Here is a 14,440-nt window from a genome sequence, read left to right as displayed (position 1 = left end):
CTATGACAAAATTATGAAAGACAGCCTTGATGCAGTATAATCGAAGTATGCTATGGCGAAGGAGTATCTTTACCGATTATGGACGTGATAGGGCAGCCATCTACCATTACTATCATTTTTTCGGCGATGCTGATATGCATCCTGTTTATGTATGCCATCGTTTATCGCCGTGAACGCGGCGTTCGATTTTTTGTTTGGGTGCTGGGGTGCCGAGTGGTTTATGCCGGAGGCGTTATTCTGGAAGTAAGCTCCGCCGATCTGGCCTCCAAGATTGTTTTCAGAAATTTGGAGCAAACGGCGCTTGTGTTTATGGTCCCTCTGATGGTTCTTTTTGTTCTGGATCTGGTCGGTATGGACAAGTGGCTGCGCTGGAAGTGGCTCCTTATTGCCTTATTTGCCTGCTGGCCGTTCGTGATATGGACCGATTCCTATTGGCATGTGATCAACAGCACGCAAGAATTGGTTAACGGACATTTGGTCACGACCAAAACCCCTTATTCTCTAGCGTTCAATCTATTGTGCTATGCGATTATAGCGGGTTGTATATTCGCATTGGTGCGCTATATACTTGGCGCCCGTCCCGAAATACGCAAATCGGGCATGTGGCTTCTTATGTTCGGGAGTATTCCGTTATTGGTGGAAATCCTGAAGCTCGTTAGGCCGAACCTGCTGCCGTGGCTTCTTCCCGTTTCCGTTTATAGCGGGATTTGCGGCATCGTCATGTTCTGGATTATTATGCGATACAAGCTTTTTTCGAGTGTTCCGATGGCCAGAAATATCGTGGTCGAAACGATGCATGAGGGAATGCTTATTATCAATACAAACGGCAACGTTATCGATAGCAATAGATTCGCCTCTGAACTGGTCATAGGGAAGACGGACCGTCCCATATTGGGACGTCATATGGGGGAAGTGTTGGCGGCTTGGCCGGACTGGCTGTCCGCTTGCTCGCGCATGGAAGAAAGTCGCATTGAAATCAGCAGCCCTGCGGATTGCGAGCCCAAATCGTACATCGTGAATGTTTACCCGTTCTTCTCCCATCGGCGGCGCAAGCTGGGAACGATCTCCATCATCATCGACATTACGGAGAAGCAGCAGGCGCTGGAGCAAGTCGCCCGCCTTAACCAGATGAAGGACCAGCTCTTGACGGCCGTATCCCACGACATTCGCGATCCGTTGGCCTTACAGGTCAATCTGGTAGAATTGCTGGATACAAACAAACAAAGCTTGCATCCGTCAGAAACCGAAATTATTCGTACATTAAGCGAACAAGTTCGCAACACGTATGCGATGGTCGAAAATCTTCTGGAATGGTTTCGCGGCCAGAAGGAGGGCATCGTCCTTCAACCTGAATCGCTGATCATTCATGGGGTCGTCGAGGAAGCATGTCGGTTGCTTGTGCCGAACTGCGAAGCCAAACAATTGCTACTGCGCGTCGACGTGAATGAGGACATGCGGGTCAGCGCCGATCGCGAAGCGCTTGTTCTGGTCATTCGCAACCTGCTTTCTAACGCGATTAAATTTTCTAAGCCGGGTGGAGTTATTTCTGTAAGCGCAGCATCCTTCGGGGGCAAGATGGAAATCTCGGTGCAAGATGACGGCGTAGGGATGAACGAGGAGCAAATTCGTCAACTCTTCGATGAAACCCGGTTCTCGTCCACCAAAGGAACCGCCGGCGAGAAAGGAACCGGGATGGGATTGCTCGTAAGCCAGCATTTCCTGCGAATGAGCGGCGGCCAGCTTAAGGTGCACAGTCAACCAGGCGTTGGAAGCAAATTTACAATTGTTCTCGAGGATGGGGATTTGCGATGAGAGTTATTGTCATAGATGACGAGAAGGCCATGCATCTCGTGATGAATGGAATGTTATCCCGGATTCATGACGTGGAAGTGGCCGGCTGCTATCAGCACCCTGCGGATGCCATGGAACAGATTCGGAACGAGGCCATTGATCTTGTATTTATCGACATCAACCTCGGCCAGGATAACGGCCTGGAGATTGCCCGCGGACTGCGTTCCGCGCATCGCGAGCTGGACATTGTATTCGTAACCTCGCATAAGGAGTACGCTATCGATTCGTTCGACAGTTACCCTCTGGATTACATGATCAAGCCGGTTTCCCAGTCCCGTCTGGAACAGACGATCGCCCGGGCGGCAGCGAGAATCGGGGAAAGGTCCTCCGTTGCCGATGTCCCTATCGGCAAATTGACGGTGCGAGCCCTGGGAGGGTTAGAGGTCAAGACCGAGCAGGGCGAACCTGTAAAATGGATCTCCAGAAAAAGCATGGAACTGTTTGCTTATCTGCTGATGCATAGAGGCAGTCCTGTTTCCAAAAGCCGCATCATCGAGTACATATACCCGGACATGCCAATAAAAAATGCTGCAATCTATATCAATACGACCGTCTATCAACTTCGCAAATCTTTGCATGCGTCCGGGCATAAACACATTATTGCCAACTCGCTTGAACAATACTGGCTGCTCTTTGACCCGATCGAAGCGGACTTCGTGATGTTCGAAGATCAAGTGTCTCAATTTAGCACGCTGAGTGCCGAAAATATTGAAGCGGCATTAGCATGCGAGCGTTTGTATACAGGAGAGTTATTCGATGAGCGTTCCTACGTATGGGCGGCTCCCGAGCAAATCCGTTTGCACGAATTATACATACGTTTTGCTAAACAGATCGGCCGATGGCTGCTTCAGCACCAAGAAAGCGAGCAAGCAGCCCGCCTCATCAAAAAACTCGTGTCCCGAAGCGAATGGGATGAGGAGACGCACCTGCTGCTGCTTGAAGCCTATGGGAAGCTGGGCGACTCAGCAGCGCTTGCTCGGCACTATGAGCACGTAACGGATCTGTACCAGAAAGAATTATCCATCCCTACACCTAGTGAATTCACGAAGTTGTATGAACACTATCGAGAGATTATATGAGGGCGAATTACAGCCATTCAAGATGGGATAATAAGGTGAATTTCTCTAATGGAATGGAGTGAGTCGCGTTGTTCTCAGGCATTAACGAGAAGAAGCTGCTGCTGGATCAAAAAGAACCGTGGCCCGTACATACAGCACGCAGTATCAGAGAGCATCTAATTATTAACTGGACTTACCATTCCAATGCGATTGAGGGTAATACGCTTACCCTTTCGGAGACGAAGGTGGCGCTCGAGGGAATTACGGTGGGCGGCAAGACCATCAAAGAGCATTTGGAGGCGATCAACCATAAGGAGGCTATCCTCTATATTGAAGAGATCGTGAGTCGCGAGGAACAACTGTCGGAGTGGCAGATCAAGAATATACATCGATTAATCCTTAAGCATATTGATGATGAGCATGCCGGCGTTTATAGACAAGAGAATGTTATTATTGGCGGCGCCACGCATATACCTCCAGACTATGTTCAAGTGCGGGACGAAATGGAGCAACTGATTACACTTTACGAAACGTGGAAACAGGAGAAAGAAGCGATTGAACGCGCCTCGTTGCTGCATATTGAATTTGTGAAAATACATCCGTTTATCAATGGTAACGGAAGGACGGCGAGGCTGCTCCTCAACTTTGAACTGATGAAAAGCGGTTTCCCACCTATTGTCATTGAAAAAAAAGATCGTGCCGAATATTATTCGACCCTGGACTTGGCGCATACAAGTGGCGATGCTTTGCCGTTTATCGCGATGACGACGAGGATCATGGAAAAAACGTTGGATTGGTACTTGAAGCTGTTGTAAATTGCAAGGAAAGACTGTGAAAGGGTTGCTAGAATACATGAACCGACAGCAATTGCAAGTAAAGGTGAAGCAGCTCGTTCATTCAATGATTCACGAGAAGCAGGAAGCTAGTCCGATTGAGCTCTTTATCCGTATGGATAAGCTAAATCCAAAACTTGTACAAGAATGGCGAGCCGGGAAGGTTCCTTATCTGGAGCGATTGATGCAGGGCAGCTTGTCGCAATTAAGTTTTATTATGAGCGTTTATCGTAAGACGGCAAGTGAAATGGGGCTTCAGGCAGTCATAAGAAACTATACACGGTGGGGGAAAGGGCCGAAGAAGCCCTTGCGATTCTCTAAGTCGGGAGAAGTCTCGATAGAGAGAGGCTACTCCACGCATTATGTTAAAAAGAAACTGGCGGTTACGACAACAGATTTATCGGAACTTGAGCCGGAAGGCTCTAATTGAGTTGAACAGACCCAAAGAGCTTATCTTACGATATACTCTTTGGGTCTGATAGTATTCTAAGCTTAGATCACTATAAGATCGTAACTTATCAATGCTTCCTCACGATAGAATCATCGCTCTCCAAGAATGGCCATGCCGGGTACTCGATCGGTATGCGGCTGACCTCATCCAGTCTGAGCAATTCATCGCTTGTTAGAATAATCCCGCTTGCCGCAAGGTTATCCTGTAATTGATCGGGTCGTTTTGCGCCAATAACGACACTCGTTACGGCTTTCTGATTCAGCACCCAAGCAAGAGCGATTCTGGCTACCGTCGTCTTGCGTGCTGCCGCAATATCCTGAAGCGTGTCGAGAATCGGAAAAGCTTTATCCTTGTCGATCGGAGGGAACGGAACTTTTGCATGCCGGTCATTGTCATTGCCCGGATTATCCCGCGTGTATTTGCCGGACAGGAAGCCCCCGGAAAGCGGACTCCAGACGATTAAGCCCATATTTTGATCCTGAAGCGCCGGAATGATTTCACGTTCGATCTCGCGCGCGGCGAGAGAGTAATAAGACTGGCTGCTCTTGAAAGCGTGAAGTCCGTGAAGCTGCGAGAGACCCCGAGTTTTCATTATGTTCCACCCGGTCATATTAGAATTGCCGATATAGCGAACTTTCCCGCTCCGAACCAGATCGTCGAGAGCCCGAAGCGTTTCTTCCCAGTCCGTTAATTGATCGGGGTTATGAACTTGATACAGATCGATATAATCCGTTCCGAGCCTCTTCAAGCTTGCTTCGACTTGCTGGGTGATATGCAATCGAGATAACCCGAGCTCGTTCGGACCAGATCCCGTACGTCCTCTAACCTTTGTTGCAATCAACGCCTGATGCCTTTTGTTCTTCAGGGCTTTGCCGAGAAATTCTTCCGATTGTCCGTTCGAGTATACGTTAGCCGAATCGAAAAAATTCACGCCGGCATCCATTGCTTGATCGACCAGAATGCCCGCTTCCTTTTCGCCCAGACCACCGAAAACCCCCCACTTTTCGCCACCGCCGAATGTCATTGTTCCTAGTCCTATCTCCGATACCAGCACTCCCGTATTGCCAAGCAAGTTGTATTTCATCGTCTTTACTCCCTCCATATTTTGGTTTACATTAATGGAGACGGAGGCAAATCGGAATGGACGCAAAATAAAAGAAGTATTTTTTGAATCATTTTCGTGGAGAGGGACCGTGCCGATGAATTTAGAGCAATTATGGGATGAATACCATGAGTACGTCAGGAATTTCGTTTTGCAAAAAACGAATCATCACACGGACACTGAAGACATTGTGCAGATGATCTTTATGAAAGCTTACGAAGGGATGGCCCGTCTGCAGGATGAGGAAAAGAGACGCGCATGGATTTTTCAAATCGCAAGAAACAGCATCGTTGATCATTTCCGGAAGGAAAAAAAACGGAGACACTCCTTGATAACGTGAACATTGTCGAGGAAGAACCAGCCGAAGATTGTAATTCAGAGGCCGCTGAAGGGATGATGAACATCCTGACTCGCATGCCGGATAAATATCGGGAGGCGCTTGAGCTTTCCGAGCTGCAGGGCATGTCGCAGAAGCAGTTAAGCGAACATCTAAATATTTCCTATTCGGGAGCGAAATCCAGAGTACAGCGAGGCCGCGAGCTAGTAAAAGAGATGATGACAAGCTGCTGCACGATCGAAGCGGATCATTACGGGAATATCGTAGAATACGACGTCATTCATAAAAGCGTAAAGGACACTCGTGACTTCAGTCGTGAGAGGAATTTACGCGGTCTTCCCTTTCTATGAAACATAAACGAGTCCTTACTCCCTCCCTTCGATAGATTTCTACAAATTTGTTGGATTATTCTCCCGATAGGAACACATGTTTGGTATAATGAATATGTGGTTGTCGTTTCTTTTAGTAATGTGAGGTGATTATCCATTCGAAATGCGAATAATGAGAAGTGTACCATCACGCTAACCGCTAGAATCAAGATATTTCCTACGTCTGAACAGGTTGAAATGCTCCTTCAAACCACCCGCGCTTACGGGGAAGCTTGCAACTGCGTATCCGAGCTTGTATTTGAGTCACGCAAGATGTCGGTAACCTTCTTGCATAAGCAGGCCTATCGTCATTTGCGTGAATCCTATGCTCTTCGTTCCCAGATGGCACAATCGGTTCTGAAGACGGTTGCCGCTCGTTATCGATCACTGAAGGGAAACAAGCATTCTTGGACAAGGATTCAGTTCAAGAAGCCAGAATACGATCTCGTCTGGCACCGGGACTACTCCATGGCAGGTCGGTTGTTCTCCATGAATACTTTAGTTGGACGAATAAAGGTACCATTTGAAACGAAAGGGATGGAAGCCTACTTCGATGGTTCCTGGACGTTCGGGACCGCAAAGTTTGTGACAAAGCGCGGGAAGTTCTACTTACATATCCCGATGTCGAAAGAGATTGGAGAAATTCCTACCGCATCGATTCGCCAAGTCGTTGGAGTAGACCTGGGGATGAACTTTACCGCTACAACCTATGACACCGATGGACAAAGCACCTTCTACAACGGTAGACCGATCAAGGATAAGCGATCGAGATTCAAACAATTGCGCAGAGCGTTGCAACAAGCAGGCACGCCTTCCGCACGCAGGAAGCTGAAGCGGATCGGGGATCGAGAAAACCGCTGGATGATGAATACCAATCATCAGATATCGAAGGCACTCGTTCACCGCTATGATCCGGGTACATTGTTTGTTCTTGAAGACTTATCAGGGATTCGGGGTGCCACGGAAATCGTCCGATTGAAAGATCGATATGAGACGGTATCGTGGTCATTCTACCAGCTAAGGCTGATGATTGAGTACAAGGCACTGCTTCAAGGTTCAAAAACGATTGCCGTTGATCCCAGGTACACCTCGCAGAGGTGCTCGAAATGTGGTCACAAGGAGAAGGCAAATCGTGATAAGAAGAAGCACAGCTTTTGTTGCAAGGAATGCGGCTATCGCTCGAATGATGATCGAATCGCCGCAATGAATCTTCAGCGCATTGGAATGAAGTACATCGCTGAAGTGGTTGCTTAGGTATAACCTATGCAATTGGGCAGTTGTCAGCCTGCCTAAAGTAACGCCACCCTAAGGAAGGAGGCTGTATAGCCGTTCTCACTTCCGGGCAGTTACAAGCTCGTGAATTCAGTCATGAGTTGTTGACGATGAACCGAAACCAAAATAGAAGTCCGATTAATATCCAATTCGGCATGTGAGGAGTTCCCTGAGGGAACTCCTCGCATGCCGAATTTTGTTTGTTCCGTATTTTGCGCAATTTGTAATACGGATCTCCGTGCTGTCTGTTTCTTCACTGAACAAGTATAGTTGCTGGAAACAAAGGCCAATATAAAATTATCTTTTATGCTAAGGAGTTTGACACATGACGTATGGAGAAATTCTGTTTCGTACGGTAACATCTTTTATTGCCTTACTCGTTTTGACGCGTCTACTCGGTAAAAAACAAGTCGGACATCTAACGTTTTTTAATTATGTAACGGGGATCACCTTCGGCTCCACTACAGCCGAGATTATCGTCAACAAACAAATCACGTTATTGCAAGGACTATCCAGCTTGGTCTTATGGTCGTTGTTGGCATTCATCATTGCATGGGCCGGACTGCGATCCGTCAAAACGCGTGAGATTCTCGACGGTCAGCCTACCATTCTCGTCAAACAGGGAAAGATTCTGGAAAAGGCATTGGCTAAGCAACATCTCAACATTGACGATTTAAGCATGTTGCTACGGAACAAGGATGTCTTTTCACCTGAAGAAGTTGAATTTGCAATTTTGGAACCCGATGGTCAACTCAGCGTGTTGAAAAAAGAAGAACTGCTGCCTGCAACAAAAAAAGATATAAAAGCAACTATTACGACTATTCACAGAATACCGACTGAGCTTATCGTTGATGGTAAAATCGTAGAAAAAAATCTTGGAAAATTGGAAGTCTCCGTTGCCTGGCTCAACCAGCAATTAAAGAAAGCCAACATCCATTCTTTAGATCAAGTATTTTACGCAGAGCTCCAATTAGATGGGACGTTGTATATCGACAAGTACCAGGATTCGATCCTATAAAAATACGATTATGGTTGCCAAACTTCCCATACGTTTCCGTCAGGATCGGCGAACGTTATGTTTGGTCCGCATGTCACCCGTTCTCCTAAAATATTCACTCCGTTTGCCCTGAAACGGTTATATAACTCCTCGATTCGCGGTGTAATAAAACAGGCTATTGCATGGGGTTTTCCGCTGTCCAATGACCAGGAGAACCGTAATCTACCGCCTTCCTCGTCCGATTTGTGAAGGAACAATGCGGGTACAACTTGCCTTAGACCAGGTAAGGGAAGATTTCCATTCCGATCGGGAATATTCAAAACTGCCGTCACCATCCCAGGCTCAACAAGTTCGTTGTTAGAAGGTTGGTACCCTAAATTCTTTTGGTACCATTTAATAGACTCGTAAACATCATTTACTGGTACGTAAATACAAGTCATACCGGTGATGTCTTCTAGCATTTGTTCCTCTTTGTTTTCCTCATGTTCCGACATATCCATATCCTCCTTTTCTATCCCTAAACTTAGCTTAACAAATTCTATTAGGAATTGACTGTATTTTTTATCAAAAATAGTAGCCAGTTTCGCCAGTAGCCCCGGTGAGCGTGCTCAGAATTAATAGGGAAGAAGGTTCTGAGAATTGGTCATTTTCTTCTAATTGACTATATCAAAGGTCCCTGAAATATGAGAGAATATAAAATGAAATTTGCAAAAATGGTATTTATTTCTTTCGTGCATTCACTCTATTTTGCGGGAGGCAACCTTGTTGAAGCGTTCGAAGATCAGAGGTAAAAAAGCATTGCGCACTATGATTTCCCTGCAATTAATAATTGGCTTATGCGTCGGGCAGTTGGCTTCAGCTAACGAATTGTCATTCGCGCAGTCGATTAACGAGAACGGCGATCAGCTTCAGACAAACATCAAGGGAGAGCTGTCTGCTCCTCTGGTGAACGATCAATCCGTTCTGCAATACCTGTCTTCGAATAAAAGATCGATAGGCGTCTCCGATCCGGCGAAAGAGTTGACTATGAAACAAAAGTCGATAGATTCCGAGGGACGGACGCATTACTTGTATCAGCTTCAAGTAGACGGGGTGCCCGTGTACGGCAAATACATCAGGATTCATCTGAACAAGTCCAAAAGAGTGACGGAAATCCGCAATGAGCTGGCGGAAGCACCGATTCCGGAAATACCCAAAACCTTGAAACCGAAGCTTTCATCCGAGGATGCGATTGCCTCGCTGCAAGCGCATTTGGAAAACGCGCTTGGCTTTGAATTCCAGTTGGATGATTCCATCGACGGCCGACCGCTGGCGAATTCGCCTGAGTCAACCCTGATGATCTATCCTTTTCAAGGCAAAAGCTACCTGGCGTACGAAACCGAGCTGAGCTTTGTCGCTCCCAAGGCCGGTCATTGGATTGCTTATGTTGACGCGTTCAGCGGAGAGATCATCGACAGCTACGATCGAATGGCCGGAATTACAGTGCCGGCTTTGATAACGGGAGTAGATGAGAACAATACGGAAAAACAGTTAAATGTCGTGTTGGACGATCATGACGACACAATCACGGACAACGATATTTACATACTGGAAGATCGGTCCCGTGAGATGTACGAAGAGGAGACTGATAGGGGGGCGATCGTCACATTCGACGCGGGCGATTGGGGACCTCTTGTGACAACGCCGGAATCGGACGTTGCTTTTATCGATCCGGATGAAGTGAATGCCCACTTCTATAGCGGGGTCGTTTACGAATATTTCCTGCAGAAACATAATCGGAACAGCATAGACGGGCAAGGCATGGACATCCTCTCACTTGTGCATTACACGGAAGATTCGGATGACGACGGAGTTCCTGAAGCTTATGATAATGCATTATGGAACGGGGCCATGATGATCTATGGGGACGGCAGCTGCTATACTTGTGCGCTGGATGTCATCGGTCACGAGTTCGTACACGGGATTACGCAATATACGTCCGATCTGGAATATCGACATCAGTCGGGAGCGTTAAATGAATCGTTCTCGGATATTTTCGGCGCGTTGATTCAGATGGACTTCGAGAATTCTTCGAACGACTGGATCATCGGGGAGGATACGGGAGCTCCTGTCCGCAATATGGCGAACCCCGGGCATTTCCAGCAGCCGGCCTCGATGAACGACTTTGAATACCTTAGCCGATCGTACGACGAAGGCGGCGTCCACATTAATAGCGGTATCCCGAATCGTGCAGCTTATTTAACCGCGACGGGCATCGATTCGATCGGACTAAACGGCAAAGAAATATTGGGTCAATTAAGTTATGATGTGCTGACGAACCGCCTGATGCCGACTTCGAACTTCGAGGATGCGCGCGACGCGTTCGTATCGGCGGCAGAAGATTATGCCTCTGTTCATGCAGGCACGCAAGGCATTGTTCAAAAGGTGAAAGATGCCTGGGGTGCAGTCGGCCTGCCCTACGGTACGAAACATGATATTACATCCGTGCAGGGAGAGGGAGCCTCGTCGGTCTGGATTGACACTAATTCGAACGAAGTTTACGTCAACGCTTCCTCGCCGGACGCATTCTCGCCGGTCATCCAAGTATCCCCGGGAGCTGTGCTAACATTCGTGGAGTCGGAATTCACCAATGGATTCCGTCAGTTGCATTACATCGTTTCTTCCGGCGGGACAAACGTGGAGTGGTATGTGTTCGTTTATAATCATGCTCCTTATTTGACCTACGAGTGGAACTATCCCGGCCGTAACTTTTACGAAGTCGACGTGGATATCGGGCAGATTGGGGGAGAAGTCGCAATTAAGCTCCACAATGATTCGTTCGTGGGAGAGCAAGGAGAAGATTTCTTGCGTACAGGCAAGGCAGTCGTGGCTCCAGTGCCGGAAGGTTTAACGCCGCATTCCATGCTCGTAGGCAATAAGCTGCTGCTATGGTTCTTGGGAGAGGCTGTTCATAGCACCAATCGCAATGATGTGCGCGACTTCTCGATTCGTTTCCTCGACAGCGCATTCTTAAACAGTTATGAGTATCAAATTGCGAATTATTACAAAAACGATATGGTCATCGATATGAAATCGGCATTGCGGATGACGGATATCACCGAGACGACGGCTTCCTTTGAGTGGCCGGCTCTGAGCGATGCAACCGGATTCCAGCTCTTCCAAACAACAGATCATAATGAGTCATTCTGGGTTCCGTCGGCGGTCGTCTCTCCGCTTGATGGGACCAGCACAAATGCCTCCATTACAGGTTTGTCGCCGAATACATTCTATAAATTCCAGCTTGTCACCATCGGCGGAATGGATGCGGGAGAATCCATAGCACTGCCCACATACACCTTGTCTTCGAACACGCATGCGCCGACTCTTGTCAGACCGATTGCCGACAAGACCGCGATTGCTGGGGGAGCGGATATCGTCGTGCAGATGGCCGGTACATTTGCCGACCAGGATGTAAACGATAGATTTGTATACGAAGTTTATTCGCTGGATACGAAGCTTGCCACAGTCTCGCACGTGGATGATCAGCTTACCGTCAAGCCGTTGCAAGCCGGCAGGGTGGAAATTCTGGTGAACGCGCATGACGGATGGGGACATTACGTGCAGGACCGCTTCTACGTGACGATAGCCCCGCCGCTTAATCAGGCTCCGATCATTGCGAAGGGAGTGGCAGGGCAGATTGCCTACTTGGGAGCCAACCTTAGTGTACCGATCGCGAATGCGTTCAAGGATCCAGATGGGGATGTTTTGACCTACTCGGCACAATTGGATGCACCGGGAATAGCTAAAGCAAGCGTTAACGGAAGCACGTTAATGATTAATCCAGTGTCTGTGGGCACCGCTGTCGTGACATTAACGGCGAACGACGGGCGAGGCCACAAGACGGATATTAGCTTCGCGGTCACGGTTAGACCCGAGAATCGGGCTGCGACAGTCAATAATCCGATCTCGAATCAAACGGCGACTAGCGTGGATCAGGAAATCGTAATTCCGTTATCCGGAGTTTTCGCAGATCCCGACGGAGATCCGCTGAGATTCTCGGCGAGCTCGAACGCCAGGGATGTAGCCGCGGTAAAGGTCGCGGGCCAGACGTTGACGGTAAAGATGTTGGCGGGCGGAACGGCCTCCATTCGTGTAACAGCGAACGATGGCAATCGTCATTCGGTCAGCTACATCTTCCTAGTCACCACGCATGAGACGTCGAACCGAAAGCCGGTCGTAACGAACCCGATTGCGGACAAGTCGGCAACGATGGGCGGATCATCCATCAGCATACAAGGCGCATCCGTATTTTCGGATCCGGATGCAGGCGACACGCTGACCTATTCCGTTAGCTCAAGCGTGCCGAGCGTGGCGTCCGCGATCATAAACGGCGGCGTAATCGTCGTCGACCCGCTGGCCGCGGGAACGTCGACTGTGACCGTGACCGCAACGGACAGCTCCGGCAGTTCCGTGTCGGATGCTTTCGTTATTACAGTAAGCATGCCGCCTGGTCCTGGCAACGGCGGAGGCAGTGGAGGCGGTGGAGGAAGCAATCCTCCTGGCGGCAATCCCGGCGGAGGCCCAGGTGGCGGAGGATCTGGAGGCGGTGCTGGCGGAGGTGGAGGCGCCGGCGGCGCAGGTGCAGGCGCAGGCGTGCCGGAGGAAGAAACGGATCTCGTAATCGACGACGAGGGCGTTCATCTGAAGCCTACTGAGGATAATATAAAGACGTCGACTACTGCAGATGGAACGAAGAACACGACGATAACGATAGATGCTACGGAGTTGGAGCAGGCCTTTAAAGCGATATCAGGTGAAAGCTCCAAAAAGGTTATTTTGAAGGTGAGCGACACGGACGGTACGTTGAACTTTCAACTGCCTGCCGGACCTTTAAACACAACCTCAAACAAAAACAAGGACGGCGTTTTTTCCTTCCGAACAGAGCAAGCGAGCTTCGATCTGCCGCTTAATGCTCTCGACTACGCGAGTCTAGTGCGGCAAATCGGCCAGAGCATCGATAAAGTTACGATCACCGTGTCTATATCCGCCCCCTCCAAAGCCGAGGAGGAAGTCATAAGAGCACAGGGGAAAACGCAGGGATTAACATTTGTAAGCATCGTCGATTATAGCGTAACCGCGGAAGCGGGAGGCAAGACGGTTCATGTAACCAACTTCGGCAGCACCTATGTAACCAGAACGATCGTTGTTTCCGAAGCGGGCGGCAAACATAGGCTGCTTGGCGTTATTATCGATCCGAAGACCGGCGAAGCGCAGTTTATACCTGCCACGCTGAGAGTAGAGGGTGGAGTAACTACGATAGTGATGGCCGCACCTCATGCCAGCGTATACGGAGTTGTGCAAGCTAAGAAGACTACATTCGCGGATATTCAGAATCATGCGGCGCAAGGAGAGATAGAGACGCTCGCGTCCGCGCTGTTGATCAAGGGAACAAGCGCGACCACCTTCTCGCCGGACAGATCCATTACTCGAGCGGAGTTTGCCGCACTGCTGACCAGAGCGTTAGGGCTGGAGGTCAAAGACGGCGTATCGCGATTTAACGACGTTAAGGAAACGTTGTGGTTCGCCCCTTCCGTCAATGCAGCCGTACAGGCCGGCATTATCAACGGCAAGAGCAGCACACACTTTGATCCGAACGCTACAATTAAGCGCGAAGAGATGGTCGTCATGATTGTCAGAGCTGTTGCGTTCGTCGATGGAGAAATAAACGTGAACGACTTGAAGGAAATTCCATTTGCGGACGGTAAACAAATATCCGGATGGGCGAAGCAGGCAATCCTTCAGGGCGTCGAAGCCGGTTTATTGGAGGAGGCCCAATCCGAGAACTTCAGACCGCAGCAGAACGCGACTCGTGCCGAGGCTGCAGTTATTTTGAACAGAATGTTGGATTACCTATCGTTTATCGATTGATAGGAATAGGAAAAGAAATATATTACGGATGTGATGACCCGAACGTCCTGGTTCTGGAAGAGGCCCATGCAATTGCGCATGGGCCTGCTCGATTATAGTAGTCTGTTTTTGGTTAATGACAACCTATTCCATTTCATAGGAAGGATTAGGAAATCCTGTGTCGAAAAAGTATATAACTAATTCAAAAGTCACACGGGAGGCCTAGTGTAATGGTTCAGAGTACTCATATTAAGGTGATGTCGTTAACTGAAGCATATAAGGGTA

At 48.7% G+C, this 14,440-nt stretch carries 11 protein-coding genes; 9 read left to right on the top strand and 2 right to left on the bottom strand.

Annotated elements, in window-relative coordinates:
• Nucleotides 1–78 precede the first annotated feature (78 nt).
• The 4 genes from KJW29_RS23370 (at nucleotide 79) to KJW29_RS23355 (ending at nucleotide 4,172) form a co-directional block, all read left to right on the top strand.
• Nucleotides 79–1,812 carry a sensor histidine kinase gene (locus KJW29_RS23370; protein ID WP_214626428.1) on the top strand — a complete coding sequence of 578 codons (1,734 nt, stop codon included), beginning with the start codon at nucleotides 79–81 and terminating at the stop codon, nucleotides 1,810–1,812.
• On the top strand, nucleotides 1,809–2,930 hold the full coding sequence (locus tag KJW29_RS23365) for a response regulator (RefSeq protein ID WP_214626427.1): 1,122 nt from the start codon (nucleotides 1,809–1,811) through the stop codon (nucleotides 2,928–2,930). Before KJW29_RS23370 ends, KJW29_RS23365 begins: the two co-directional genes overlap by 4 nt.
• A gap of 68 nt (nucleotides 2,931–2,998) precedes the next feature.
• Nucleotides 2,999–3,724 carry a Fic family protein gene (locus KJW29_RS23360; RefSeq protein ID WP_214626426.1) on the top strand — a complete coding sequence of 242 codons (726 nt, stop codon included), beginning with the start codon at nucleotides 2,999–3,001 and terminating at the stop codon, nucleotides 3,722–3,724.
• 37 nt (nucleotides 3,725–3,761) lie between these two features.
• Nucleotides 3,762–4,172, top strand: coding sequence for a hypothetical protein (locus KJW29_RS23355; RefSeq protein WP_214626425.1), 411 nt, complete (start codon nucleotides 3,762–3,764; stop codon nucleotides 4,170–4,172).
• Between the two features lie 88 nt (nucleotides 4,173–4,260).
• Here KJW29_RS23355 and KJW29_RS23350 read toward each other — a convergent pair whose 3' ends face one another.
• Entirely contained in the window at nucleotides 4,261–5,277 is a 1,017-nt protein-coding gene (locus KJW29_RS23350; protein WP_214626424.1) for an aldo/keto reductase, read from the bottom strand.
• A gap of 115 nt (nucleotides 5,278–5,392) precedes the next feature.
• Here KJW29_RS23350 and KJW29_RS23345 point away from each other — a divergent pair, with 115 nt between their 5' ends.
• The 4 genes from KJW29_RS23345 to KJW29_RS23330 all read left to right on the top strand — a co-directional run bounded on the left by KJW29_RS23345 (nucleotide 5,393) and on the right by KJW29_RS23330 (nucleotide 8,290).
• Nucleotides 5,393–5,635 (top strand): sigma-70 family RNA polymerase sigma factor, encoded by a 243-nt coding sequence (locus KJW29_RS23345; protein WP_214626423.1) that lies wholly within the window; start codon nucleotides 5,393–5,395, stop codon nucleotides 5,633–5,635.
• 53 nt (nucleotides 5,636–5,688) lie between these two features.
• Nucleotides 5,689–5,982, top strand: coding sequence for a sigma factor-like helix-turn-helix DNA-binding protein (locus tag KJW29_RS23340; RefSeq protein ID WP_214626422.1), 294 nt, complete (start codon nucleotides 5,689–5,691; stop codon nucleotides 5,980–5,982).
• 165 nt (nucleotides 5,983–6,147) lie between these two features.
• Nucleotides 6,148–7,254: an RNA-guided endonuclease InsQ/TnpB family protein gene (locus KJW29_RS23335; protein ID WP_425517573.1), complete on the top strand. Its 1,107-nt coding sequence runs from the start codon at nucleotides 6,148–6,150 to the stop codon at nucleotides 7,252–7,254.
• Between the two features lie 343 nt (nucleotides 7,255–7,597).
• On the top strand, nucleotides 7,598–8,290 hold the full coding sequence (locus KJW29_RS23330; RefSeq protein ID WP_214626420.1) for a YetF domain-containing protein: 693 nt from the start codon (nucleotides 7,598–7,600) through the stop codon (nucleotides 8,288–8,290).
• Between the two features lie 8 nt (nucleotides 8,291–8,298).
• Here KJW29_RS23330 and KJW29_RS23325 read toward each other — a convergent pair whose 3' ends face one another.
• A complete protein-coding gene (locus KJW29_RS23325; RefSeq protein WP_214626419.1) occupies nucleotides 8,299–8,763 on the bottom strand; it encodes a VOC family protein in 465 nt (154 codons plus the stop codon).
• Nucleotides 8,764–9,034: 271 nt separating this feature from the next.
• On the opposite strand from KJW29_RS23325, the gene KJW29_RS23320 reads away from it, so the two are divergent.
• Complete coding sequence (locus tag KJW29_RS23320) at nucleotides 9,035–14,176, top strand: M4 family metallopeptidase (RefSeq protein ID WP_214626418.1); 5,142 nt, start codon at nucleotides 9,035–9,037, stop codon at nucleotides 14,174–14,176.
• The last annotated feature ends 264 nt before the right edge of the window (nucleotides 14,177–14,440 follow it).

This window comes from Paenibacillus agaridevorans (genome assembly GCF_018604145.1).
Lineage (GTDB): Bacteria > Bacillota > Bacilli > Paenibacillales > Paenibacillaceae > Pristimantibacillus > Pristimantibacillus agaridevorans.
This window is presented reverse-complemented; position numbering and strand designations above follow the sequence as displayed.

Bases quoted from the DNA above. Each gene is read 5' to 3' on its own strand.
- KJW29_RS23370 (WP_214626428.1), top strand. From the start codon at position 79: ATGGACGTGATAGGGCAGCCATCTACCATTACTATCATTTTTTCGGCG.
- KJW29_RS23365 (WP_214626427.1), top strand. From the start codon at position 1,809: ATGAGAGTTATTGTCATAGATGACGAGAAGGCCATGCATCTCGTGATG.
- KJW29_RS23355 (WP_214626425.1), top strand. From the start codon at position 3,762: ATGAACCGACAGCAATTGCAAGTAAAGGTGAAGCAGCTCGTTCATTCA.
- KJW29_RS23350 (WP_214626424.1), bottom strand. From the start codon at position 5,277: ATGAAATACAACTTGCTTGGCAATACGGGAGTGCTGGTATCGGAGATA.
- KJW29_RS23345 (WP_214626423.1), top strand. From the start codon at position 5,393: ATGAATTTAGAGCAATTATGGGATGAATACCATGAGTACGTCAGGAAT.
- KJW29_RS23340 (WP_214626422.1), top strand. From the start codon at position 5,689: ATGATGAACATCCTGACTCGCATGCCGGATAAATATCGGGAGGCGCTT.
- KJW29_RS23330 (WP_214626420.1), top strand. From the start codon at position 7,598: ATGACGTATGGAGAAATTCTGTTTCGTACGGTAACATCTTTTATTGCC.
- KJW29_RS23325 (WP_214626419.1), bottom strand. From the start codon at position 8,763: ATGTCGGAACATGAGGAAAACAAAGAGGAACAAATGCTAGAAGACATC.